This is a genomic window from Caulobacter sp. GW821-FHT10E02 (genome assembly GCF_059415225.1).
Genome location: NZ_JBWKMV010000001.1, coordinates 1,950,499 through 1,972,158 on the forward strand (window position 1 = coordinate 1,950,499; position 21,660 = coordinate 1,972,158).

The following is a 21,660-nucleotide window of genomic DNA, read 5'->3' on the forward strand; positions in this document are numbered from 1 at the left end:
CGTGAAGATCCTCGTCGTCCTGCACGACCTGCCGCTGGGGGGCACCGAGCGCGTGGCCCTGCGCCTGACCGAGGCCTGGGCCAAGGCGGGGCACGAGGTGACCCTGCTGTGCGGCGCGGCGACGGGCGCCCAGGCCAGCCTGGTGTCGCCGGCCGTCGAGCTGGTCGAGTGCGTCCCGCCCATCCCCCGCGGCTTCGGCTCGCGGCTCCGCCTGGGCCAGGCCGTGGCCGAGCATCTGCGCCGCCAGCCCGCCGACGTCCTGTTCGTGCCGGGCAATTTCCACTGGTCGATCAGCCGCTCCGTGGCCCAACGGCTGGGCGCCAAGCGGCCGGCCATCGTCGCCCAAGTCAGTTCGCCGATCTTCAAGCACGGCCGCAGCGGCTTCAAGCAGTGGACGTTCGAGGCCGGCGCGCGTCGCCGGCTGCGCGACGCCGACGCCCTGGTGACGCTGTCGCCGCAGACCATCCCGGAAGCCGACCGGCTGCTGGGCCGTCGCATCGCCACCGCCATCCCCCTGCCCGCCCTCGAGGACGATGTCCGCCCGAACGGCGCGGCCAAGGGCAAGCTGATCGTCGCCGCCGGCCGCCTGGCGCCGGAGAAGGGCTATGACGTCGCCCTGAAGGCCTTCGCCAAGGTCCAGGACCCGGAAGCGCGCCTGGCCTTCGTCGGCGACGGCCCCCTGCGGGCCGAGCTGGAGGCGCTGGCCGAGAGCCTCGGAGTCCGCGACCGCGTCGAGTTCGTCGGCTACGCGCCCGACATCGGGCTGTGGCTCGATCGCGCCCGCCTGCTGCTGCTGAGCTCCTGGCACGAAGGCTTCGGCGCGGTCATCGTCGAGGCCCTGGGCCGTGGCCGCCCCGTGGTCGCCACCGCCTGCACGCCCGCGATCCGGGACCTGCTCTGGACACCGGCGCACGGCCGCGCCGTCAAGCCGGGCGACATCGACGGCCTGGCCTCGGCGCTCCAGGCCGAACTCGAAGGCGACGCGCCCAATCCCGAAGCGCTGGCCGACGCCGTCGCGGCCTATCGGGTCACGCCGGTCGCGATCGCCTATCTCGACCTGTTCCAGAGCCTTTATCGGCCTAGGTGACGACCCAGGAAGTCACGCATGTGGGCGGCGATCTCACCTACATGCGTCTCTAGGGCGAAATGGCCGGTATCCAAGAAATGCACCTCGGCCTCGGGCAGGTCGCGGCGGAAGGCTTCCGCCCCCGCCGGCAGGAAGAACGGATCGTTCTTGCCCCAGACGGCCAGCAGCGGCGGCTGGCGCTCGCGGAAATACTGGTGGATGCGGGGATAGAGCGCGACGTTGCTGGCGTAGTCGGCGATCAGGCCCAGCTGGATGTCGTCGTTGCCGGGCCGCGACATCAGGGCGTAGTCCAGCCAATAGGTCTCCGGCGCCACCTGGGTCTCGTCGGGCGCGCCTTGGGTGTACTGCCAGCGCGTGACCTCCAGGGTCAGCATGCTGCGCATCGCCTCGCGGTTGGCCGGCGACGGGTCGGCCCAGTAGGCGCGGGTCGGCGCCCAACCGTCGCTCATCCCCTCCTCGTAGGCGTTGCCGTTCTGCGAGACGATGGCGGTGATGGCGTCGGGCCGCGCCAGGGCCAGCCGCAGGCCGACCGGCGCGCCGTAGTCGAAGATGTAGATCGCGTAGCGCGCCAGCCCGATGGCGTCGGTGAAGGCGGCCATGGTCTCGGCCAGCCGCGCGAAGCTGTACTCGAAACCCTCCGGCGCAGTCGTGAAGCCGAAGCCCGGTAGATCCGGCGCGATCACGTGATAGCGGTCGGCCAGGCGCGGGATCACGTCGCGGAACTGGTGCGACGAGGTCGGAAAGCCGTGCAGCAACAGGATCGTCGGCCGGCTCGGATCACCCGCCTCGCGGTAGAAAACCGAGACCTCCCCAACCTCGGCGCGGCGCAGGACGATCTCGGGGAGGACATGATCTTGCGACATCGGGAGCTCCTGCTTCGGGAGTTTGAACCCTGCCCCGTGCGCAGCTCCGGCGACAGTAAAGCGCGGTCAAGCGTCGTAGCCCGCCCGAATATCTTGCAACTGTCACGCGCCTGACATCGACCACGACTAGCGACGGCCAACCCGATGCAGGACGGCCAAGCCTTGTCGCACCTTCGCCCCATCGACCAATGGTTCATGGACCAGATCCTGCCGCTCGAGCCGATGCTGCTGGCCTCGGCGCGTCGGCTGGTGAACGATCCGGACGCCGCGCGGGACCTGGTGCAGGAAGCCTTTGCGCGCCTGCTGACCGTCGACGGCTGGGCCCAGATCGACGCACCTCATCCCTACCTGCTGCGCATGATGCGCAACCTGGCCTTCGAGAAGCTGCGTCGCGCCAAGATCGCCCGCTTCGAACAGCTGACCCTGGCCGAGGACTTCGACGTTGTCGACGAGAGCCCCGACGCCTTCCGCGTGGTGTCCGGCCGCGAGCAGCTGGCCCGCCTGGACGCCGCGCTGAAGAGCCTGCCCGAGCGCTGCCGCAGCGTCTTCGTCCTGCGCCGTATCGAGGAGCGCTCGCCGCGCGAGGTCGCCAAGCAGCTGGGCGTCAGCCCCTCGACCCTGGAAAAGCGCCTGGCGCGCGCCCACTACCTGGTCGCCAAGGCGCTGGCGGCAGCGCCTGCCCAACCGCTCAACGAGCGCCCCGCGCAGTCCGACGAAAGCCGTCGGCAAAATAAATCGCTCAAGCGCTCATAAAATGTGGTGGGGTTCGCGTGCCCAACCATCTTCCTAAGATAGGCGGATGAAAGGGCGACCCTGGGCGTGATCGGCAAACAGCGTGCATCTGGCGATTCCGGAGACGATCCGGTGCTGCGCGCGGCCGCGCAGTGGCTTGCCCGCGCCGATCTTGGGACCCTGGACGAGGAAGCCTTCGAGCGCTGGCGCGCCGAGGACCCTCGCCACGCCCTGGCCTTCATCCGCGTCTCCGACGCCGCCCGACGCGCCGCCTCGGACGGCGCCGAGGCCCCCGCCGTGGTCCGCTCGCGCAAGACCGCCCCGACGCGCCGGGGCGCCATCGCGGCGGGCCTGGCCCTCTTCACGCTGGGCGGCGGCGCGCTGGTCGCCGGCAAGGTCAACGCCCGCGACCGCGCCTCGACCCCGGTGGGCGGCATGCGCCGCGTGGACCTGGCCGACACTGGCGCGCTCACGCTGAACACCGACAGCGCCGTGTCGTGGAAATCCGGCCATGACGGCCTGCGTCTCTGGCTCGAGCGCGGCGAGATCGCGCTGGACATCGTGGCGAGCGGTCCAAGCGTCCAGCTCAAGGGCGGCCCTGTCGGCGCAAGTCTTGGACCGGGCCGCTACAACGCTCGCCTGCGCGAGGGTCTGCTGGACCTGGTCGTCCTCAAGGGCGAGGCCAGCGCCGAGGGCGTCACGGCCAGCGCGGACGGCTCGCCCGTTCACGGCCCCGTCGCCCTGGCCCTGACGCCCGAGCGTCCCCTGGCGCGGCCGCTGTCCGAGCAGGACGTCGCCGCGACCCTGGCCTGGCGCAGCGGCGAGATCCTGTTCGTGGACGAGCCCCTGTCGAGCGCCGTCGAGGAATATAATCGCCACCTGACGCGCAAGATCGTCCTGGCCGACCCGCAGCTGGGCGGCCTGCGCGTCGGCGGCCGGTTCGTGGCCGATGATCCCAGTGCGTTCCTGCGGGCCCTGGAAGCCACGATGAACGTCCGCGTGACGCCGTCGCAGCAGGCCATGCTGCTGTCGCGAAAAATTTCTTGAGCCGATTTGGAGGCGTTCCCGCCGCCGATCATCCTTGGAGATGAGGGGGCGCGACGAGCGCCTGGCCAGAGGATTTCAAAGCCATGAACCGTGGTGCTCACGCACGCACGCCGCTTTTCGCGGCGCTCTTTGTCACGTCCGCGATCGTGATGGCGCCCGCCGTCAGCGTCGCCGCCGAACGCGCCTTCGACATCAAGGCCCAGCCGATGGGCGAGGCGCTGAACCAGTTCGCGCGCCAGGCCGGCGTGCAGATCTTCTTCCCCGGTGAAGCCGCCGCGGGCCGTCGCTCGCCCGCCGTTCGGGGCACGATGGAGCCGCGCGCGGCCCTGACCCAGCTGATCGCCGGCTCCAGCCTCAGCATCGTCGGCGATGACGGCAAGATGATCATGCTGCAGGCTGGTCCCGCCAGGGACGACGCTCGGCTCGCCAGCGACGCGGCCACGGCCCTGGAGGAGATCATCGTCACCAGCGGCCCGCGCGCCGGCGACCTGAAGCGCAACAGCGACACGGTGGTCAACACCATCACCCAGCTGGAAATCCAGCGCCTGCCCAACCTCGACGTCTCCGACGTGCTGGCGCGCCTGCCGGGCGTGCGTCGCAACGAGACCCAGAGCGGCGAGAACCGCTACGTCCAGATCCGCGGCCTAAACAACGCCGCCGCCTCGCAGTCGATCGACGGGGTGCTGCTGACCGACTACGTCAACGGCTCGCGCGCCACCTCGACCGAGCTCCTGTCGGCCAACTTCATCAAGAACGTCACCGTCACCTCGACGGTGACCCCGGACCTGGACGAGAACGCCAACTCCGCCCACGTGGCCCTGACCACGATCAGCGGTCTGGACAATGACGGCCAGCACGTCGCCGACTTCCGCGCCTATGTCGGCGCCAACAACCGCGACGACGGCGTCATGGACACCCGCCGACCGGTGCGTCTGGCCGGTTCGTGGAAGGGTGGCCTAGATGCGGCCGGCAAGTGGGGCCTGGCCGTGGGCGCCAGCCTCGACCGCCTCGGCTCGCGCCAGGACGCCCTCTCGGTCGCCAGCTTCAGCGCGATCAATGGGATCCAGGTCCCCAACGGCGCCCTGACCAAGGGCGAGACCTACAGCGCCAGCCAGCGGGTCTCCGCCATGGCGCGCCTGGACTACAAGCCCAGCGAAGCGCTGTCGCTGTTCGGCGAGTACTTCTATCTGGAACACGACTTCCGCACGGAGCAGCGCACCTCGACGGTCACCGTGGCCGCCGCCGGCGCCGGCAACCCGACGGCCAGTGCCGGCCAGTTCAACGCCGGTTCGTCGACCTACGGCTTCAACGCCGGCCATCCCAAGCTGATGGACCACATCGTCCAGTTGGGCGGCGACTATGCGATCAGCGACAAGGACAGCCTGTCGGTCCGCCTGGGCGTGACCTACAACCGCGTGCTGTCCGGCTCGATCGCCACCAGCGGCTTCGTGCTGGCGTCCGGCGCCCTGACCACGCCCGTCGGCTACACGACCGACCATGACGAGCTGACCCTGACGCCGGGCTCCAGCGCCCTGACCGGCAACCCCGCCAACTACCGGCTGAACTCGAAGGTCACGGTCGGCGACACGTTGAGCCGCGACCAGAACTACTTCGCCCGCATCGACTACGCCCACAACATGGACCTGGCCGACAAGGGCCTGGGCTTCAAGGCCGGCGCCCAGCTGAAGACGCTGGACCGCAGCAACGTCCAGCGCGGCTACGCCCGCGTCCTGCCGACCAGCGGCGTGCTGCTGTCGGAGGTCACGAACGCCTCGAGCGTGACCCTCTTCCAGCCCGTGGACTGGAATCTCGACACCTTCCTGAACCTGGTGAACACGCGTGGCGCGCCCTCGCCGGACGCCAATCGCCTCTACGCGGCCGATCCCGCCGACAGCTACGGCCAGAACTTCAACGGCGGCGAGACGATCGGCCTGGGCTACGGCATCGTCTCGTACGGCTGGGACCGCGCCCGCCTGTCGGCCGGCGTCCGCGCCGCCCACACCCATCGCGAACTGGATCAGTACGAGCCCGACACCGTGGGCAAGTATATCCAAGGCCACTACGAGCAGAACTACTGGCACGTGCTGCCCAGCGCCTACGGCTCGTACGACGTAACCTCGAACCTGAAGCTGCGCGGCGCCTTCACCAAGACGCTGGAGCGGCCGGCGATCAACAGCGCCTCGCGCCGCCTGATCACCAGCTACGACGTGCCGGTCACGCGCTCGATCAGCTACAGCAACCCCTATCTGATGCCGATCCGCTCGACCAATTTCGACGTCTCGGCCGAGTACTATTACGGCAAGAGCGCCTATCTCTCGTTCGGTGGCTTCGCCAAGGACCTGCGCGACATCTCGGCCAGCAGCAGCAGCCAGTCGGTCGGCCCCGACGGCATCCGCGAGGTGATCACCTACACCAGCAACGTCCGTGAGGTGAACGGCAAGAAGGTCTACGGCAAGGTCCGCGGCCTGGAGGCCGTGTGGTCCGATCCGCAGCTGCCCTGGATTCCCGAGCGCTTCGGCAATCTGGGCCTGACCCTGTCCTATGACTACCTGGTCTACCAGGTCACGGCGATCAACGGCGGCGGCGGCACGCCGCCCAGCGACACCCGTCTGGTCGACGCCGCGCCACGGCACTTCTTCAACGCCACCCTGGCCTACAACAAGGGTCCGTTCGCGGCGAACCTGTACCTACAGGAACAGTCGTCGGTCCCGAGCCTCAGCTACAACCCGGCCAACGACCGGCGCACCAAGTACGACTCCCTGCTGGACCTGCAGGCCAGCTGGCAGGTCAGCCGCAACCTGCGGGTCATGGTTGAGGGCCGCAACCTGCTCGATCAGGACATCACCGACCGCTACGGCGTGACCAACTACGGCCCGGCCTACCAGATCAAGAACAACGGCCGCACGGTCTGGCTGGGTTTCCAGTTGACCACCTTCTAGTTCCCCGACGACTACGGGGCCGGCTCAAACCGGCCCCGCCTTTTTGCCTGGAAGACCTGATGATCCGAGATCGCGTCCTGGCCGCATCGGCGGCCTTCTTGCTTTTGACCGGCGCGGCCGCCGCCCAGCCCGTCACGGCGATCGAGCGCGCCCGGCTCGTCGATGTCCTGCCGCTGGATGGCGAGCTCTTCCACGTCCAGGGCATGGATCTGGACGCCCAGCACATCTGGGTCACGTCCGTCGATACGCGCGAACACAAGGGCTACATCCACCAGTTCGACCGGCGCAGCGGCAAGTTCCAGCGCCGGCTAGAGATCACCGACGGCGTCCGCTACCACCCCGGCGGCATGGCCATGCACGGCGGCAAGATCTGGGTCCCGATGGCGGAGTACAAGGCCAATAGCTCGGCCGTCCTGGTCGAGATCGACAAGCACACCCTGACCGTCCGGAGACGGATCAAGGTCGCCGATCACCTGGGCTGCGTGGCGGCATCCGGGCGCGGCCTTGTCGCCGGCAACTGGGACAGCCGGCTGCTCTACGTGTTCGACCGGCAAGGCCGGCAGGTCCGGGTGATCAACAACCCCTCCCCGACCCGCTATCAGGACATCAAGTTCGAGCGCGGTCGCCTGGTCGGGTCCGGCGCGCTGGGCCCCAAGGCCGGGGCCATCGACTGGTTCGCCTGGCCGTCAATGAAGCTGGTCGACAGCCGTGCGGCCGGCGCTACCGACCGGGGCATCCGATACACGGAGGAAGGCATGGCCTTGAAAGGCAATGACCTCTATCTCGTGCCCGAGGATGGCCCCAGCCGGATGTTCCGATTTAAGCTGACCAGCCGCTAGACGCTGGCCCGGGCCACGGCCTGGGCCTTCTGGAAGCTTTCCATCACCGCGGCGTAGTTGGGCGCCGCCATGCCGTAGAGCTTGGCCAGCTCGGCGGCCTCCGGACGCGCCCAGGTGCGATGCAGTTCGCTTAGCAGCGCGTTGGTCGAGGTCGGCTTGACCCCGCCCTGCACGAAGCGCGCGAGGCTGGTGCGCGAGGCCATCTCGCTGGGATCGCCCGAGGCGTCGATGATCGCATAGACCTCATAGCCGGCCGCCACCGCGTCCAAAGCCGGGAACATCACGCAGACGCTGGTCCAGACGCCGGCCATGATCAGGGTCTTGCGGCCGGTCGCCTCGACCTGGGCGACAAAGTCGCCGTTGTCCCAGGCATTCACCTCGCCCTTGCGGGGCACATAGACGGCGTGGGGCGCCTGCTCGTGGATTTCCGGCATCAGCGGACCGTTCGAGCCGTTCGGCTCCGAGGCGGTCGTGATCACCGGGAGGTTCAGCAGCGTCGCCAGCCGGGCGACCATTTCGACATTGCGCCGCAGGTCCGCCACCGGGATATCCTTGACGGTCTGGAACAGGCCCGCCTGGTGATCCAGCAGCAGGATCACCGCATCGGCGGGATCGATCAGGGCCGCGCCGCCACCGGTGGGCAGGACGCTCGATTTCGGGTTCGGCGACGTCGTCATCGGATATTCCTTGAATTTGCCTTGCACCGTTCGGCGCCCAGGTAGGCGCTCCGTGCAAATGGACATTTCACCGCCTGCGCCGCGCAGGCCAGTAAAGTCCGGTAAATTCCAGAACACGACATTCAGTCTTGTCCAATGATCTCGCGCTTTGGATTGAAGTTCATTCGCGATTTTCATCGATTGAAAGATTCAGACAGCGACCTTGACCGCGCTTTACCAGACATAACCCCACGAAATTCTCCGAGGGACTATTCCTTTGGTCAGCGCCCAAACCGGGCTCGGCCATCCCTTGGAGAACAGACATGAAGCGCGCCCTAGTTGGAATGATCGCGGCTCTCGCCGCCACCACGTCGGTCGGCGCGGCCCTCGCCGCCGAGAAGCCGGTGTCCATCGTCCTCGTGCACGGGGCCTTCGTCGACGCGTCGGGCTGGCGTCCGGTCTACGAGCTGCTCTCGAAGAAGGGCTACGAAGTCCTGGTCGTCCAGAACCCGACCATCACGCTGGAAGGTGACGCAACCGCTACCCGGGAAGCCATCGCCCAGGCCCGGCACCCGGTCATCCTGGTCGGCCACTCCTACGGCGGCGCGGTGATCACCGAGGCCGGCGGCGATCCCAAGGTCAAGAGCCTGGTCTATCTGGCCGCCTTCGCGCCCGACGCCGGCGAGTCCGTTCTGCAACTGGCCAGCACGCCGGTCCCCGGCGAGCCGTCCGCGCCCCTGCTGCCGCCCAAGGACGGCTTCCTCCAGGTCGATCCGGCCAAGTTCCCGGCGGCCTTCGCCGCCGACGTCGATCCGGCGACCACCCGTTTCATGGCCGTCTCCCAGGTCCCGTGGGGCCTCGGCGCCGTGGGCGCCAAGATCACCGCGCCGGCCTGGAAGGCCAAGCCCAGCTACTACCTGCTGACGACGCAGGACCTGATGATCCCGCCCACCGCCCAGCGCGCCATGGCGACGCGGGCCAAGGCCAAGCTGGTCGAAATGCAGAGCAGCCACGCGGTCATGCTCTCCAAGCCCGGCGCCGTCGCCGACTTCATCGCGATGGCGGCCGACGCCAGCCAGTAGGCCCGCCGCCTGACGAACTCGCCACGCGTCCCGTCGTGGCGAGACCCCCTCCCTCCCCGAAAAACCAAGGAAATACCCATGACTCGACTGCTCACGTCCGTGGCCCTGGCCGCCGTCTTCCTGGCGGCCGCGCCCCACGCCCAGGCCGCCCCGGCCCCGAAGGCCGCCGTCACGCGCCTCGCGCCACCGGTCATCCACTACCGGACCGCCACAGTCGATGGCGTGAAGGTGTTCTATCGCGAGGCTGGTCCGGCCGACGGCCCTGTCGTGCTGCTGCTGCACGGCTTCCCGACCTCGTCGCACATGTTCCGCAACCTGATCCCGCTGCTGGCCGACAAGTACCGGGTCATCGCGCCCGACTATCCGGGCTATGGCCAGAGCGACGCGCCGGACCACACCAAGTTCGCCTACACCTTCGCCAACCAGGCCGACATCATCGACAAGCTGGTCACCCAGATCGGCGCCAAGCACTACACGATGTACGTGATGGATTACGGCGCCCCGATCGGCTACCGCCTGGCCCTGAAGCACCCCGAGCGCGTCAGCGGCCTGATCGTCCAGAACGGCAACGCCTACAACGAAGGCCTGCAATCGCCGTTCTGGGATCCGATCAAGGTCTACTGGAAGGACCGCTCGCAGAAGAACCGCGACGCCCTGAACGGCCTGGTCACGCTGGACATCACCAAGTTCCAGTACACGGACGGCATGGGCGACGTCGCCCGCATCAGCCCCGACAACTGGGTCCACGACCAGGCGCTGCTGGACCGTCCGGGCAATCGCGACGTCCAGCTGGACATGCTCGGCGACTATGGCTCGAACGTGCCGTTCTATCCGGACTTCCAGAAGTTCTTCCGGGACAACCAGCCTCCGACGCTGATCGTCTGGGGCAAGAACGACAAGATCTTCCCCGAGGAAGGCGCTCATCCGTATCTGCGCGACCTGCCCAAGGCCGAGATCCACATCCTCGACAGCGGCCACTTCGCGCTGGAGGATCGCCTGAATGAGATGGCGCCGCTGATCCGCGACTTCCTGGATCGCAAGGTCGCCAAGTAGGCTTCAGGCTTGAGCCTATAGTGTCCGCGACGCTCAGTGCGTCGCGGACATCATGCGTTGAGGTTGAATGTGTTGGGACTGGGCGAACACGCCCTCGATCCAGGCCTCATCCCGCGCGGTCAGTTCGATGCACAGGACCCGGCGCGACGCCGCCGACGCCTCGCCGGGCAGGTCGATGACCGCCGAACGCATGGTCTGGGTCAGCAGCGTGACGAGATCCTGAAGACGCCCTTCCAGCGGCCCCGGTTGCACCTCGCCGAGCGGCAGCGGCGGCAGGGCCGTCGACGCCTCGCCGGTCTGGACGGGCGCGATGAAGCGATAGCCCCGGCCGGTCACGGTGGCGATGTACCTGGCCGACTCCGCGTCGTCGTCGAGCGCGCGACGCAAGGCGGCGATGTGGACCTTGAGGTTGCCTTCGACCACCGTCGTGGTGGGCCAGGCCTCTTCCAGCAGTTCCTGCTTGCTGAGCACTTCGCCGGGACGCTGGACGAAGGCGGCCAGCAGGTCCAGGGCCCGACACCCGATGCGAACGGCCTGGCCGTTCTTCAGCAACAGCTGGCGGCGCGGGATGAACACGAACTCTCCGAAGGCGTAGGTGACGGCGTGGGTCATGAGCACCCTCCTCTGATTGCGTTCGGGAGGTATGGCGGTGGCCGTCGGAGAGCTTCAATTCGTCCATGGTCGCGCCGCGATCCCCGCAAGACGCGCTGCACCCGACCTTCGTCTAGCCGGACTTCGCGCCCTTCGTGGCGCCGGCTCCTCGCCTCCGTTTCTCAGGGTCCGACTAGCCTATCGTCGAACGCCGCTAGACCTTCGTGAGGTGGCAGCCACGCCTGGGCCGCGCTAGCTTGAGATCACGCAGACAGCCGAAAGATCAGACCCTGGAACACCGCGACAACGAGCGCCGTCTGCAACACATGATCGACGCCTTGCGCGACAGCGAGGCGGCGCTGCGGGAAAGCGAGCGGCAACTCCAGCAGATCGTGGACTCGATCCCCGGCCTGACCTGGCGCGCCGACGCGCAAGGCAGCATCACCTACTGGAGCCAGAGCTTCATCGACTATGCGGGCGCCACGCTCGAGGAGATCATCGGCTACGGCTTCATGAACTACCTCCACCCGGAAGATCGCGACCACGTGATGGCGACCTGGGTCGGCATCCTGCAATCGGGCAAGCCCGGCGAGTCCGAGACGCGCATACGTCGGGCCGACGGGCAGTACCGGTGGTTCCTGTGGCGAGTCAGTCCATTCTTCGACGGCGACGGCAAGCTCACCCAATGGTTCGGCATCAATGTCGATATCGAGAACCGCAAGCGGGCCGAAGAGGACCTGCGCCAAAGCCAGAACGAGCTGGCCCACGTGACGCGCATGACCACCATGGGCGAGCTGGCGGTGTCGATCGCCCACGAGGTCAACCAGCCGCTGATGGCGGTCGTCACCAACGCCGGAGCCAGCCTGCGCTGGCTGAACGGCGACACACCGGACATCCCCATGGCGCGCCAGGCCCTCGAACGCATCGTGCGGGACGGCCACCGGGCGGGCGACATCATCACCAGCCTGCGAAACTTGGCGCGTAAGTCCGCGCCGCGCCTGGACCCACTGGCCCTGGACCAGGTCATCCCGGTGGTGCTCGACCTTTTGCGAGGCGAGCTCCAGCGCCACGGCGTCGTCGCCAAGGCCCAGCTGGGCGGGGCCATCACCATCCAGGGCGACAGCACCCAGCTCCAGCAGGTCGTCCTGAACCTGATCATGAACGCGGTCGAGGCGATGGCCGGTACCGACGCCAGCGCGCGACGCCTGACCGTGCGCGCCCAGGCCCGCGACGGCGAAGCGATCGTCAGCGTGACCGACACCGGGCCGGGCCTCGGGACCGACGACCCCGACAAGCTGTTCAAGGCCTTCTTCAGCACCAAGGCCGAGGGCATCGGCATGGGCCTGTCCATCTGCCGCTCGATCATCGAGGCCCATGGCGGTCGGATCTGGGCGACCAACAACGGGACGCGCGGCAGCGTCTTCAGCTTCACCCTGCCCCTGGCGGAAGGAACCGGCGCCGATGTCTCCAGTCTCTAAGGACGGCCAGGCCATCGTCGCCGTCGTCGATGACGACGAAAGCATCCGCGAGGCGCTGGGCGGGCTCTTCCAGTCTGTGGGTCTGGCGACCGAGCTCTACGGATCGGTGCAGGACTTCCTCGACGCCGGATCGCTGGCCCGCGCGGGCTGCATCGTCCTGGACATTCGCCTGCCGGGCCGCAGCGGCCTGGAGTTCCAGGAGGCCCTGGCCCGCAGCGGCGCGAACCAGTCGGTGGTGCTGATCAGCGGCCATGTCGACGTGCAGATGGCGGTCCGGGCGATGAAGGCCGGCGCCATCGACGTGCTGCCCAAGCCGGTGCGCGAGCAGGATCTGCTGGAAGCGGTCAACAAGGCCTTGGCCGCCGACCAGCAGCGTCGCGCCGACGCCACGCGCGATCAGGCCCTGCGCGAGCGTTACGAGACGCTCTCCGAGCGTGAGCGGCAGGTCTTCGCCCTGGTGGCGACCGGCCTGCTAAACAAGCAGATCGCCGACCGCGCCGCCATCACCGAAGCGACCGTCAAGCTGCACCGCAGCCAGGTCATGAAGAAGATGGAGGCCGCGTCCCTGCCGGAGCTGGTGCGCATGGCCGACCGTCTCGCCAAGGCCGAAGCGGGCCCGGCCCTTTAGGCCGAACCCGCCGCGACACCTCAGGCCTCGTTCATGAAGCCGCGCAGCAGGGCGTTATACTGCGCGGGCTTCTCGTTCATCGTCAGGTGCGAGCACCCGGTCATCACCGCCAGGCGCGAACCGGCTATCCCGTCACGCAGGGTCTGGTGGCAGTCGAGCGTGACCTCGTCGAACTCGCCGGTGGTGATCAGGGTCTTCTGGGTGATGGCCTTGAGGTCCTTGCGGCGATCCCAGTCCTTGATCTTGCCGACGATGGTGAACTCGTTGGGACCGTTGAGCACGCGGTAGGCGGGCGACTTGCCCAGCGATTCCAGGGTCGCCAGCACCTCGGGGCTGGGCGGCACGCGCAGCACGAAGGTGTCGTAGAACTTCTGGACCAGTTCGGCATATTCCGGCGTACCCGTCTTGCCGGCCTTCTCCAGCGCATGGATCTTGCCGCCCCAGCCGTCCGGCATGGTGGCGAACAGGCGCTCGAACCCGGCCATCGCCTGCGGGATGCTGGCCATGGCGCCGCTCAGGATCAGGCGCTCCACGCCCTTGCCGCGCCCCTGGCAGAGATACTCGACCGCCAGCAGCGCGCCCCACGAGTGGCCCAGCAGCACGACCCGGTCCAGGCCCAGGGCGGCGCGGACGGCGTCCAGTTCATCGGTCGAGCGCTGGATCGTGTAGACGCTGTCGTCCTCCGGCGCGTCCGCTTTGCCGCAGCCCAGCTGGTCGTAGAAGATCACCGGGCGCTCGTCGGCCAGGGCCTGTAGCGGCAGCAGGTAGTTGTGCGACGAACCCGGCCCACCGTGCAGCGTCAGCAACGGCGTCTTGCCGCCCGAACCGAACTTCCGCCAATAGACCTTGCCGCCCGGGACCGTGGCGTAGCCCTCGGACTGGGGCGCGGCGGCGAAGGCCGTGCTGGCCGAGGCGGCGAGCGCCGCGCCTAGGCCTGATTGCAAGGCGCCCCGGCGGGTCCAGCTGCTGGTGGTCATGGTCGATACTCCTGAGATTTACTGAAATGCTGCCCAAGCCGGGACAGCGGTCTAGCCCGCGCCGATGACGGTCACGAGTAAGGTTGCGGAAACTCAAGGTTTCCAAGCTCGCGCCCTTAGTGCAACTCGCGGGGCGCCGATGCCTGACGCCGCCATCGCGCAGGCGAGCAGCCCATCAGATTGCTGAAGGTGCGCGTGAAGTGCGACTGATCGGAGAAGCCGCAGACCAGGGCGATGTGACTCAGCTTCCCGGCGTCGGCCAGCATGAGATCCTGCGCGCGCTCGATGCGCCGGGCGGCCACGAACCGCGAGAAGGTGACCCCGAACGAGCGCCGGAATCGCCGCGAGAAATAGCCGGGGCTGAGCCTTGCATGGCCGGCCGCGACGGTCAGCGACACATGGTCGTGCAGGTCGGCGTCGACATAGTCGCGCACCCGCTTGGTTTGCCACGGGAGCAAGCCTTCCCAGCGCCCTTCCCGCGCACCTTCGGCGCGCCGCCCCAGGCCCAGCCCGAGACCAACGCCCAGGCCGAAGACATCCGCGCTCAGCTCGTCGAAATCGCGCGCCGAGGGCATGAACACCGCCAGGTCCGGGGCGTTCGCCGGCGTGAGCATGAAGCCTTCCGCCGCTATTTTCTGGGACTGGTGCATGGGCCGTCTCCGCTGTGATGAGTTCCCCAGCAGACTAGGAGAGACGCGCCCGATCGTGGCGTTAAGTGGCGTAAAGCGGCGTCAAGTTCGGCGTTCGAGCGGCGCTGGTCCATAGAGAATCTATTTTCCTACCAAGTCGATCTGGATTGCGCTGGCGGGGCGTTGACGCGCTTTCTGTCAGCATGGCTTCGCCCGATCCGACAGCGCCCGCCGACAGCGACCTGCCCGCCTCCGTGCGGCCGGTGCTGTTCTGCGGTTCGGTGCTGATGCTGGACCTGCTGCGGACCTATTCCAAGGCGCTGGCGCTGGACGCGGAGTCGATCTGGATCCTGCTCTACGTCACCCAGCAGTCGATGCAGCCGTTCCTGCTGGACCCCGACCAGGCCCGCGCCTGGAGCGCCGCGCCGGTCGTGGCCGACGAGGTCCGGGGCTGGGTCAGCCGCCGCGCGGTGGCCGAAGGCACGGGCCTGCCGCGCGAGACGGTCCGGCGCAAGATGGCCGTCCTGTGCCGCGACGGCCTGCTGGTCGAGGACGAGTTCGGCCGCATCCGCGTGCGTAGCGACGGTTGGGAAGCGGAGTATCTGAAAGACTTCGCCAACCAGATCTCGACCGCCGTCGATCGCTACGAGCGCCGCATGGCGATGATCGGCGACTTCATCAACCACGCCTGAGCAATCACCCGCCCCTTCGCACGGATAGATTTCTCGTATGCTCGTGCTCGCCGACCCATTTCAGGTCGGACTTTAGAAATTACGCTTACCCACACCAGTTTTACGGATTTGCCGGCCCGACAATTCAAAGCCTATCCATGAAATAGGTTTTAGAGGTCGAATGCGGACACGCAGATCGGCCCGATGTCGGGGATCTCATGTCGGTCATTCGTTCCAGCCACTCGCTCCTGCCCTTGCTGACCGCCGCCGCGGCGCTGGGGCTGGCCCTGCCCGCCTCGGCCAAGGACGCCGCCTCCGCGCCGCTGGTGGCCGCACCGGCCGCCGACGCCGCCGACGGTGCGGCCGTCGAGCAGGTGCTGATCACCGCCCGCCGTCGCGAGGAGAAGCTGCAGGACACACCGATCACGGTCTCGGCCGTCTCCGGCCAGGTCCTCAAGACCGAGCGCCTGGAGCGGGTGGCCGACTACGCCGCCAAGATCGCCGGCTTCAACGCCCTGCAGCAGAACACCCGCGTCTCGACCCTGACCATCCGGGGCGTCGGCGGCAACGCCAACAGCGACGGTTCGGAAGCCGGGGTCGGCCTGATCGTCGACGGCGTGTTCTTCACCCACCCGGGCTTCTCGTGGCTGGACTTCGTCGACCTCGACCACATCGAGCTGGCGCGCGGTCCGCAGGGCACGCTGCTGGGCAAGAACACCACCCTGGGCGCTCTGATCGTCACGACCAAGGCCCCGTCCTTCACGCCGGAAGCGACGATCACCGCCACGGCCGCCAGCCGCGACCGCTACCAGCTGCGCGCCAATGTCTCGGGTCCGCTGATCGAGGACAAGCTGGCCGCCCGCCTGACGCTATACGGCGACACCGGCGGCGGCTGGATCAAGAACAAGCACGACGGCAAGGACTATCTGGACAACCACCGCTGGGCGGCGCGCGGCCAGCTGCTGTTCACGCCCAACTCGGTCTTCACCGACCGCCTGATCGTCGAGCACTACGACACCCAGGAATACAACAACTACTACCCGGCCATCGCCGACCCGCTGACCTACGCCAACGGCACGCCCCGCAACGGCTGGGCGCGCAAGCTGGCCACGGCCTTCGGCTACACGCCGTCCTACGACATCGAGGACGCCAATGTGGACACCCAGGAGCGGCTGGTGTCGCGCACCGACGGCGTCTCCAACCAGGCCGATTTTAAGATAGGCGACTATCAGCTGACCTCGATCAGCGCCTGGCGACGCCTCTATTTCCGCCCCTACAACGACAGCGACGGCACGCCCTTCCCGATCTTCCGCGCCGGCTACGACGTCGATGTCGACCAGTACTCGCAGGAACTGCGCCTGGCCTCGCCGACCGGCGGCGCCGTCGACTGGCAGACCGGCGTCTTCCTGCTGAAGCAGAAGGTCACCAGCAACTTCCGCACCCTGTTCTACAGCGGGGCCTCGGCCTTCTTCCTGTCGCCCGCCCTGCCCGGCGTGATCCTGGACGGGCTCGAGACCGACCAGCTGGGCCAGTCCGACACCTCCAGCGCCGCCGTGTTCGGCCAGGGGACCTGGCATATCAGCGACAAGGCCGCCCTGACCGCTGGCGCGCGCTACACCCACGAGAAGCGCGAGGCGTCCAACACCAGCTTCGCCCTGGGCGGCGCGCCACTGACCGGCGCCCTGGCTCCCTTCGCCGTCTACCGCGCGGCCGTCACCGGCGCGCCGTTCAGCGTGGTCGGCGAACACAAGGGCGGCTCGCTCTCGTGGCTGATCAACCCCTCCTACAAGATCACCGACGACATCCTGGCCTATGGCAGCGTCTCGTACGGCGAGAAGTCCGGCGCGGCCAATCTGGGCGCCAAGCCGGGCGACGCGATCATCATCGGCCCGGAGAAGTCGACCGACTACGAGTTTGGCCTGAAGACCGCCTGGCGGGACGGCCGCGCGACGCTGAACGCCAACATCTACCGCAACACCATCACCGGCTATCAGGCCACGCTCAGCGACCCGACCGCCACCACGGTCCGCTCGTACCTGGCCAATGTCGGCAAGGTCCGCCTGAAGGGGATCGAGGTCGAGGGCGTGGCCCAGGTCACCTCGACCTTGAACCTGTCGTTCAGCACCGCCTGGGGCGAGTCGATCTACGTCTCGTACCGCAACGCCCCGCCGCCGCCCGAGCTGACCTATGCCGGCGCGCCGGTCGCGGTCGACCTGTCGGGCAAGCAGGTGCCGTTCGCGCCCAACTGGACCGGCCAGGTCAGCGCCCGCTGGGAGCAGCCGCTGTCGAACGGCTGGACCACCTTCGCCTACGCTAACGAGGCCTGGAAGAGCCGCACCTACCTGCATCCGCTGTCGTCGTACGGCCGCCAGGACGGCTACGGCCTGACCAATGCGGGCCTGGGCTTCCGCACCCAGGACGACCGGCTGTCGGTCACGGTCTGGGCCCGCAACCTGTTCGACAAGCGCTACGCCGCCGCCTTCGGCGCCGCCTCGGCCGTCACCCCGTACATCGCCATCCTGGGCGAGCCTCGCACCGTCGGCGTCACCCTCGCCGCCAAGCCGTTCTGAGGAGCGCGAGGATGAGCACCCAACGCCAGATCCGCCTCGGCGCCTTCCTGATGGGGGTCGGCCACCACCTGGCCGCCTGGCGCGCGCCGGGCGTCAACCCCGCCGACCTGCACGCCTTCGAGCACTACAAGCGCCTGACCCTGTCGGCCGAGGCGGCCGGGTTCGACGCGGTGTTCTTCGCCGACAATGTCGCCCTGGCCGGTGGCGCGGGTTCGGGCGTCGCGCCCAACCCCTACTATTTCGAGCCGCTCAGCCTGCTATCGGCCCTGGCGCCGTTGACCTCGCGGATCGGCCTGATCGCCACCGTCTCGGCCACCTATCTGCCGCCCTATCACCTGGCGCGGAAGTTCGCCTCGCTGGACCACATCAGCGGCGGCCGAGCGGGCTGGAATCTGGTCACGTCCGGCAGCGACGCCGAGGCCCGCAACTTCGGCCTTGAGCACCAGCTGGCCCACGCCGAGCGCTACGCCCAGGCCGAGGAATATGTCGAGGTCGTCAAGGGCCTGTGGGACACCTGGGACGACGACGCCTTCGTCTTCGACCAAGCCAACCAGAAGGCTTTCGACCCGGCCAAGGTCCGGGCGCTGGACCATGTCGGCCGCCACTTCTCGGTCCAAGGGCCGTTGCAGTCGGCTCGGCCGGTACAGGGCTGGCCGGTCATCGTCCAGGCCGGCTCGTCCGGCGCGGGCCAAGCCCTGGCGGCCATGACCGCCGAGGTGGTGTTCACCGCCCAGCAGACCCTGGAGGAGGCCCAAGCCTTCGCCTATGGCCTGAAGGCCCAGGCGGCCGGCTTCGGGCGGCGGCCGGACGAGATCCTGGTCATGCCGGGCGTCATGCCCTTCGTCGCCGAGACGGAAGCCCAGGCCCAAGCCCAATACGACAAGCTCCAGGCGCTCGTCGATTCGCGCCTGGGCCTGGGCCTGCTCTCGGCCATGGCCGGCGCCGACCTCTCGAAGTTCCCGCTCGACGAGCCCCTGCCTGAGCTGCCGCCCACCGAAGGCTGGCAGAGCCGCCAGAAGCTGTTCGTCGACCTCTCGCGCCGCGAGGGCCTGACCTTGCGCGAGTTGGTCGGTCGGGTCGCCGCCGCGCGCGGTCACCACGTGGTGGTCGGCGACGCGGTCCAGGTCGCCGACCGGCTGCAAGCCTGGTTCGAGGCCGGCGCCGCCGATGGCTTCAACATCCTGCCGCCGACCCTGCCGGACGGCCTGGACGCCTTCAACCGCCTGGTCATTCCCGAGCTGCGCCGCCGCGGCCTGTTCCGCGAGGCCTACGAGGGCTCGACCCTGCGCGAGCACCTGGGCCTCAAGCGCCCGGTCCGCCGCCCCGCGCCGGTCGCCGCCAACCCCGTTCTGCAAGCGTCCTGAGTAAAGGAACCGCCATGTCCGCCGAAGCCTCTTCCGAAGCCGGCAAAGGTCCCAGCTGGCTGCGTCTTTCGATCTTCGCCAGCCTGGCCATCCCGCTAGCCGGCGCCGGCCTGCCGCTGGCCGTCTACCTGCCGCCCTACTACGCCCAGGAGCTGGGCCTGGGCCTGACCACGGTCGGGGCGATCTTCATGCTGACCCAGGTCTGGGGCGCGATCACCGACCCGGTGATCGGGGCGCTGTCGGACCGGACCCGCACGCGCTTCGGCCGTCGCAAGCCCTGGATCGCCGCCGGCACGCCGCTGCTGGTCCTGGCCACGGCGGCGATCTTCCTGCCGCACCTGTTCGGCGTGGCGAAACCTGGCGCGGCCTGGCTGGCCAGCTGGCTGACGGCCTTCTACCTGGCCTGGGCGGCCGTGCAGATCCCGGTCTCGGCCTGGGCCGGCGAGATTTCCGGCCAGTACCACGCGCGCAGCAAGGTCCAGACCTTCTTCCACGTGACCACCGCGCTGGGCCTGCTGCTGGTGTTGATCCTGCCGGCGCTGCTCGACCGCATCGGCGCTCGCGACGGCGCGCCGGCCGACGGGGCCCAGAAGGTGGCGACCATGGGCGGCTTCATCTTGCTGACCCTGATCCCGTCGATCCTGGCCGCCCTGGCCTTCGTGCCCGAACCCGCCAGCCCGCCACGTTCCGCCGACGCCAAGCCGTCCCGCGCCGCGATCCTGGCCGTGCTGCGCGACCGCCTGCTGGTCAAGGTGCTGGCCTCCGACTTCGCCGTCACCCTGGCCCAGCTGACCCGCAGTTCGCTGTTCGTGTTCTTCGTCTCGGCCTATGTCGGCCGACCCGACCTCGCGGCCGGTCTCTTCCTGCTGCAGTTCGTGTTCGGGGTGTTCGCCGGGCCGATCTGGCTGGCCATCGGCTATCGCCTGGGCAAGCACCGCACCGCCATCGCCGGCGAGCTGACCCAGGTGGCGATCAATCTGGGCCTGCTGTTTGTCGCCCCCGGCGCCCTGCCGCTGCTGCTGAGCCTGACCATCGCCCAGGGCCTGGCCCAGGGTTCGGGCAACCTGATGCTGCGGGCCATGGTCTCCGACGTCGCCGACAAGCAGCGGCTGGAGACCGGCGAGGACCGCACCGGCCTGCTGTTCTCGATCTTCAGCCTGACCAGCAAGGCCGCCACGGCCGTGGCCGTCGGCGTCGCCCTGCCCCTGGTCGGCTTCCTCGGCTTCAAGCCCGGCGTCGTCAACACACCCGAGGCCCTGCTGTCGCTGAAGCTGGTTTTCGCCCTGGGCCCGGCCATCGCCCACGCCTTCTCGGCCCTGCTGCTGGGCGGCTTCGACCTCGACGAGGCCCGCCACAGCGAAATCCGCACCGCGCTGGACGCCCGCGCGACGCCCCTCGCCGCCGAATAACCCCTTCACCTCCGCTCAACCGCAAAGGACCTTCCCATGAGCGCCGACGGACACCTGCCCCTGAACATCGACACCGACCTTGGCCTGGAGATCCGCCGCGTCGGCGGCCGCATCGGCGCCGAAGTCGTCGGTGTGAACCTCTCGGCCGACCTGCCGGGCGACACCCTGCAGGCGATCGAGAAGGCCCTGCTGCGCCACAAGGTGCTGTTCTTCCGCGACCAGCATCATCTGGACGACCAGGGCCAAGAGGCCTTCGCCCAGCGCCTGGGCGAGCCGCAGGCCCACCCGACCGTGCCGGTCCGCGAGGGCACCAAGTACCTGCTGGAGCTCAATTCCGAGCACGGCGGCCGCGCCAACAGCTGGCACACCGACGTCACCTTCGTGCCGGCCTATCCCAAGGCCTCGATCCTGCGGGCCGTCGTCTCGCCCGAATACGGCGGCGACACCGTCTGGGCCAACACAGCCGAAGCCTATAACCGCCTGCCCGAGCCGCTGAAGACCCTGGCCGACGGCCTGTGGGCGATCCACACCAACGCCTACGACTACGCCGCCAGCCGTCCCGACGTCAGCAACGAGGCGCTGGAGAAGTACCGCGCCGTGTTCGCCGCCACCGTCTACGAGACCGAGCACCCGCTGGTGCGCGTCCACCCCGAGACCGGCGAGCGCGTCCTGATCCTGGGCCACTTCGTCAAGGCGCTGAAGGGCCTGTCGACCGCCGATAGCCGCCGCCTGTTCGACAGCCTGCAGGAACAGGTCATCAAGCTGGAGAACACGGTCCGCTGGCGCTGGCGCGTGGGCGACGTAGCCATCTGGGACAACCGGGCCACCCAGCACTACGCGGTCGACGACTATGGCGACCAGCGCCGCGTCATGCGCCGCGTGACCCTGGCCGGCGACACCCCGGTCTCGATCGACGGCCGCTCCAGCCGCCTGATCACGCCCGTCCAGGCCTAGGGACTACGCCGCCGCCGGCCGCTCTAGCCGGCGGCGGCTCTTAGGTTTTCTGGAGGCGACGTGAGAAGGAAACGTTCTGACCGCGCGCGAG

The 21,660-nt window shown here is 68.5% G+C and carries 19 protein-coding genes; 14 read left to right on the plus strand and 5 right to left on the minus strand.

Features of this window, described 5'->3' with window-relative positions; all coding sequences use genetic code 11:
* The first annotated feature begins 1 nt into the window (after position 1).
* Complete coding sequence (locus AC07NI_RS08625) at positions 2-1,087, plus strand: glycosyltransferase (RefSeq protein ID WP_494617792.1); 1,086 nt, start codon at positions 2-4, stop codon at positions 1,085-1,087.
* Here the strand turns inward: AC07NI_RS08625 and AC07NI_RS08630 are convergent.
* Complete coding sequence (locus AC07NI_RS08630) at positions 1,072-1,950, minus strand: alpha/beta fold hydrolase (protein ID WP_494617793.1); 879 nt, start codon at positions 1,948-1,950, stop codon at positions 1,072-1,074. The genes AC07NI_RS08625 and AC07NI_RS08630 overlap by 16 nt on opposite strands.
* Before the next feature lie 162 nt (positions 1,951-2,112).
* On the opposite strand from AC07NI_RS08630, the gene AC07NI_RS08635 reads away from it, so the two are divergent.
* From AC07NI_RS08635 to AC07NI_RS08650, 4 genes are all read left to right on the plus strand, one after another.
* On the plus strand, positions 2,113-2,703 hold the full coding sequence (locus tag AC07NI_RS08635; protein WP_494617794.1) for an RNA polymerase sigma factor: 591 nt from the start codon (positions 2,113-2,115) through the stop codon (positions 2,701-2,703).
* A gap of 66 nt (positions 2,704-2,769) precedes the next feature.
* On the plus strand, positions 2,770-3,729 hold the full coding sequence (locus AC07NI_RS08640; protein WP_494617795.1) for a DUF4880 domain-containing protein: 960 nt from the start codon (positions 2,770-2,772) through the stop codon (positions 3,727-3,729).
* A 149-nt stretch (positions 3,730-3,878) separates the two neighbouring features.
* Positions 3,879-6,668 (plus strand): TonB-dependent receptor, encoded by a 2,790-nt coding sequence (locus tag AC07NI_RS08645; protein WP_494617796.1) that lies wholly within the window; start codon positions 3,879-3,881, stop codon positions 6,666-6,668.
* Between the two features lie 59 nt (positions 6,669-6,727).
* Positions 6,728-7,507, plus strand: a complete 780-nt coding sequence (locus AC07NI_RS08650; protein WP_494617797.1) for a DUF6454 family protein — start codon at positions 6,728-6,730, stop codon at positions 7,505-7,507.
* On the opposite strand, the gene AC07NI_RS08655 is transcribed toward AC07NI_RS08650, so the two are convergent.
* A complete protein-coding gene (locus tag AC07NI_RS08655; protein WP_494617798.1) occupies positions 7,504-8,184 on the minus strand; it encodes an isochorismatase family protein in 681 nt (226 codons plus the stop codon). The genes AC07NI_RS08650 and AC07NI_RS08655 overlap by 4 nt on opposite strands.
* Positions 8,185-8,486: 302 nt before the next feature.
* On the opposite strand from AC07NI_RS08655, the gene AC07NI_RS08660 reads away from it, so the two are divergent.
* Both AC07NI_RS08660 and AC07NI_RS08665 read left to right on the plus strand, forming a co-directional pair.
* Positions 8,487-9,245, plus strand: coding sequence for an alpha/beta hydrolase (locus AC07NI_RS08660; RefSeq protein WP_494617799.1), 759 nt, complete (start codon positions 8,487-8,489; stop codon positions 9,243-9,245).
* Positions 9,246-9,323: 78 nt separating this feature from the next.
* Entirely contained in the window at positions 9,324-10,298 is a 975-nt protein-coding gene (locus AC07NI_RS08665) for an alpha/beta fold hydrolase (RefSeq protein ID WP_494617800.1), read from the plus strand.
* 33 nt (positions 10,299-10,331) lie between these two features.
* Here the strand turns inward: AC07NI_RS08665 and AC07NI_RS08670 are convergent, their stop codons facing one another.
* A complete protein-coding gene (locus AC07NI_RS08670) occupies positions 10,332-10,910 on the minus strand; it encodes a winged helix-turn-helix domain-containing protein (RefSeq protein WP_494617801.1) in 579 nt (192 codons plus the stop codon).
* Positions 10,911-11,215: 305 nt separating this feature from the next.
* Here AC07NI_RS08670 and AC07NI_RS08675 point away from each other — a divergent pair, with 305 nt between their 5' ends.
* Positions 11,216-12,367: a sensor histidine kinase gene (locus AC07NI_RS08675; protein WP_494617802.1), complete on the plus strand. Its 1,152-nt coding sequence runs from the start codon at positions 11,216-11,218 to the stop codon at positions 12,365-12,367.
* Positions 12,351-12,995, plus strand: coding sequence for a response regulator transcription factor (locus tag AC07NI_RS08680; RefSeq protein ID WP_494617803.1), 645 nt, complete (start codon positions 12,351-12,353; stop codon positions 12,993-12,995). Before AC07NI_RS08675 ends, AC07NI_RS08680 begins: the two co-directional genes overlap by 17 nt.
* A gap of 20 nt (positions 12,996-13,015) precedes the next feature.
* Here AC07NI_RS08680 and AC07NI_RS08685 read toward each other — a convergent pair whose 3' ends face one another.
* Both AC07NI_RS08685 and AC07NI_RS08690 read right to left on the minus strand, forming a co-directional pair.
* The gene (locus tag AC07NI_RS08685; RefSeq protein ID WP_494617804.1) at positions 13,016-13,972 is read right to left on the minus strand and encodes a proline iminopeptidase-family hydrolase; all 957 of its coding nucleotides are present in this window, start codon (positions 13,970-13,972) and stop codon (positions 13,016-13,018) included.
* Between the two features lie 116 nt (positions 13,973-14,088).
* Positions 14,089-14,622 (minus strand): helix-turn-helix transcriptional regulator, encoded by a 534-nt coding sequence (locus AC07NI_RS08690; protein ID WP_494617805.1) that lies wholly within the window; start codon positions 14,620-14,622, stop codon positions 14,089-14,091.
* Positions 14,623-14,804: 182 nt separating this feature from the next.
* Here AC07NI_RS08690 and AC07NI_RS08695 point away from each other — a divergent pair, with 182 nt between their 5' ends.
* From AC07NI_RS08695 to AC07NI_RS08715, 5 genes are all read left to right on the plus strand, one after another.
* Complete coding sequence (locus AC07NI_RS08695) at positions 14,805-15,293, plus strand: hypothetical protein (RefSeq protein ID WP_494617806.1); 489 nt, start codon at positions 14,805-14,807, stop codon at positions 15,291-15,293.
* Between the two features lie 197 nt (positions 15,294-15,490).
* Positions 15,491-17,842, plus strand: coding sequence for a TonB-dependent receptor (locus AC07NI_RS08700; protein ID WP_494617807.1), 2,352 nt, complete (start codon positions 15,491-15,493; stop codon positions 17,840-17,842).
* An 11-nt stretch (positions 17,843-17,853) separates the two neighbouring features.
* Entirely contained in the window at positions 17,854-19,206 is a 1,353-nt protein-coding gene (locus tag AC07NI_RS08705) for an LLM class flavin-dependent oxidoreductase (RefSeq protein ID WP_494617808.1), read from the plus strand.
* 14 nt (positions 19,207-19,220) lie between these two features.
* Positions 19,221-20,615 (plus strand): MFS transporter, encoded by a 1,395-nt coding sequence (locus tag AC07NI_RS08710; protein ID WP_494617809.1) that lies wholly within the window; start codon positions 19,221-19,223, stop codon positions 20,613-20,615.
* Between the two features lie 36 nt (positions 20,616-20,651).
* A complete protein-coding gene (locus AC07NI_RS08715) occupies positions 20,652-21,569 on the plus strand; it encodes a TauD/TfdA dioxygenase family protein (protein WP_494617810.1) in 918 nt (305 codons plus the stop codon).
* Positions 21,570-21,660 lie beyond the last annotated feature (91 nt).

Excerpts from the sequence above, each read along its gene's own strand:
- AC07NI_RS08645 (WP_494617796.1), top strand. The coding sequence starts at position 3,879 with ATGGCGCCCGCCGTCAGCGTCGCCGCCGAACGCGCCTTCGACATCAAG.
- AC07NI_RS08685 (WP_494617804.1), bottom strand. The coding sequence starts at position 13,972 with ATGACCACCAGCAGCTGGACCCGCCGGGGCGCCTTGCAATCAGGCCTA.
- AC07NI_RS08710 (WP_494617809.1), top strand. The coding sequence starts at position 19,221 with ATGTCCGCCGAAGCCTCTTCCGAAGCCGGCAAAGGTCCCAGCTGGCTG.
- AC07NI_RS08675 (WP_494617802.1), top strand. The coding sequence starts at position 11,216 with ATGATCGACGCCTTGCGCGACAGCGAGGCGGCGCTGCGGGAAAGCGAG.
- AC07NI_RS08700 (WP_494617807.1), top strand. The coding sequence starts at position 15,491 with ATGTCGGTCATTCGTTCCAGCCACTCGCTCCTGCCCTTGCTGACCGCC.
- AC07NI_RS08665 (WP_494617800.1), top strand. The coding sequence starts at position 9,324 with ATGACTCGACTGCTCACGTCCGTGGCCCTGGCCGCCGTCTTCCTGGCG.
- AC07NI_RS08680 (WP_494617803.1), top strand. The coding sequence starts at position 12,351 with ATGTCTCCAGTCTCTAAGGACGGCCAGGCCATCGTCGCCGTCGTCGAT.
- AC07NI_RS08655 (WP_494617798.1), bottom strand. The coding sequence starts at position 8,184 with ATGACGACGTCGCCGAACCCGAAATCGAGCGTCCTGCCCACCGGTGGC.
- AC07NI_RS08660 (WP_494617799.1), top strand. The coding sequence starts at position 8,487 with ATGAAGCGCGCCCTAGTTGGAATGATCGCGGCTCTCGCCGCCACCACG.
- AC07NI_RS08650 (WP_494617797.1), top strand. The coding sequence starts at position 6,728 with ATGATCCGAGATCGCGTCCTGGCCGCATCGGCGGCCTTCTTGCTTTTG.
- AC07NI_RS08695 (WP_494617806.1), top strand. The coding sequence starts at position 14,805 with ATGGCTTCGCCCGATCCGACAGCGCCCGCCGACAGCGACCTGCCCGCC.
- AC07NI_RS08630 (WP_494617793.1), bottom strand. The coding sequence starts at position 1,950 with ATGTCGCAAGATCATGTCCTCCCCGAGATCGTCCTGCGCCGCGCCGAG.
- AC07NI_RS08715 (WP_494617810.1), top strand. The coding sequence starts at position 20,652 with ATGAGCGCCGACGGACACCTGCCCCTGAACATCGACACCGACCTTGGC.
- AC07NI_RS08705 (WP_494617808.1), top strand. The coding sequence starts at position 17,854 with ATGAGCACCCAACGCCAGATCCGCCTCGGCGCCTTCCTGATGGGGGTC.
- AC07NI_RS08670 (WP_494617801.1), bottom strand. The coding sequence starts at position 10,910 with ATGACCCACGCCGTCACCTACGCCTTCGGAGAGTTCGTGTTCATCCCG.
- AC07NI_RS08690 (WP_494617805.1), bottom strand. The coding sequence starts at position 14,622 with ATGCACCAGTCCCAGAAAATAGCGGCGGAAGGCTTCATGCTCACGCCG.